The 1,746-nt window shown below is 52.3% G+C and carries 1 protein-coding gene; it reads right to left on the bottom strand.

Features of this window, described 5'->3' with window-relative positions:
- Nucleotides 1–169: 169 nt before the first annotated feature.
- Nucleotides 170–1,504 carry an MFS transporter gene (locus V6D20_12235; protein ID HEY9816548.1) on the bottom strand — a complete coding sequence of 445 codons (1,335 nt, stop codon included), beginning with the start codon at nucleotides 1,502–1,504 and terminating at the stop codon, nucleotides 170–172.
- Nucleotides 1,505–1,746 lie beyond the last annotated feature (242 nt).

Here is a 1,746-nt window from a genome sequence, read left to right as displayed (position 1 = left end):
GATCGCGCCTCACCAGATGCGATCGCGGCGACGGTTGGTGCAGCTTAGTCAGTAGAAGCGGGGTAGTCACGCATTCAGCCTGGGTTAACGCCAGAACAGTATCACGGTAGCGGATGGAATTGCCCGTCGCCTATCCTTTTGGGTAGCGGGAGGACCGCCTACCCCAGCCTCATGAAGGCTGCCTGACTTCAATTTGAACGGTCTCTGCGTAATGCCTTTGATAGTTCACCGATAGGGCACGATAGGCACGCGATCGCATCGCTAGCACTGTTACTATCAGCCCCACTAAGCCAGTTAATGTAAATAATAGAGCAATGCCGCGATCGCTGCCGGTGCCAAACCAGGGGCCAATTAAATCGACTCCGGCCCCAGTGGTCATAAAGGGAATAAACAGAAATTGTGCGATCGGGCCAATCATAAAGGCGGTGAGCGGAGAGGCCGCCTGCTCAATACTTTGGGCAAAGCCAAACACCCGTCCCTGGCGCTCCAGCGGAATCATGGTTTGCAAAATCATTTGTTCCGAGGCTTCGACCATGGGAATTAGGCACAGGTACACCAATAAACCCATCGCCAGCAAAATAATGGACGGCTGAATCGTGAAGCCCATGGCGACTATCCACATCACAATGTTGGATAAAAACATAGTGCGCAGGGGGCTTTTACCCAACCCAAACCGAGCAACTGCCAACCCACCGACAATAAACCCCAAACTCAAGACTCCCCACACAATGCCCCACACCTGTACCGACACCAGAGATAGTCCGTAGGCATCCATTAGCGACATAAAGACGCCGCCCAAAAAGTTGTTGAAGCAGTTGAAGAAGATCAGCGCAAACAAACCCGGCACCAGACGAATCACCTGAATGGTGCCTCGAATATCAATGTGATTGGGCTTCGCCTCGGTATGAATAATTCGCTTCTCTGGAATGGGGATAGTATACAAATGGAGAATGCTTAGGACGGTGAGGGCGATCGACATCACCAGCATCCAGTACATGCCTAAAAACCCGATCGCCAGCCCGCTCACGATAGAAGCCGCCAAAAAAGCCACTCCATTGACAGTGCCCACCAGGCCATTGGCCTTGTCGCGTTCCGCTTCAGGAATCAGTACCGTTACCAGGGTTGGCAGGGCAATGGTGCGCAGGTTTCCGGCGATCGCCCCTACCAGCGCCAAAACAATAAATCCCCAGAGAATGGCGCTAGACGCGTCGGTAAAAACAGCCGCTGGCGTAGATACATAAATTAGGTAGGCGAGAGCATACAGCACCAGCGAACCAACGCTGGAAATCAGCAGGGCGGTTTTCTTATGGTAACGATCGACCAGTGAGCCTAAGAAAAAGCCGGAAACAGCGACGATGACCAGATATATCCCGGCCATTACTGAGGTTGCTAGCACCGACTGCGTTTGCAGGTAAACCCAAAACGTGACCCCGAACCAAACCAAGGTGTTGGTTAAGCTTGCCACCAATGAGTTCGCTAAGATGACGTAGAAAACAGGTTTCATTCAATACTACGAAGTAGAGATCTGGGATAAGTAGCGCTGGTTTAAGCAGTGGGCAGTGCCCACCCTGTGGCTGGTTTTCAGCCTTGCAAACCCGAGTTTGATAGTCACTACCTAGAGCTATCGCCACCAGCGCTGGCGATAGTAGAACTGGCATTGCTGGATAGCAGGATGAATTGCCCTCATCCCCAACCCTTCTCCCTAGGGAGAAGGGAGCTAAAACTCTTGTCCCCTCTCCTTTTGGG

The sequence above is a fragment of the Candidatus Obscuribacterales bacterium genome, assembly GCA_036703605.1.
Classification (GTDB): domain Bacteria; phylum Cyanobacteriota; class Cyanobacteriia; order RECH01; family RECH01; genus RECH01.
This window is presented reverse-complemented; position numbering and strand designations above follow the sequence as displayed.

Coding starts and splice junctions, on each gene's coding strand:
- V6D20_12235 (HEY9816548.1), bottom strand. CDS start 1,504: ATGAAACCTGTTTTCTACGTCATCTTAGCGAACTCATTGGTGGCAAGC.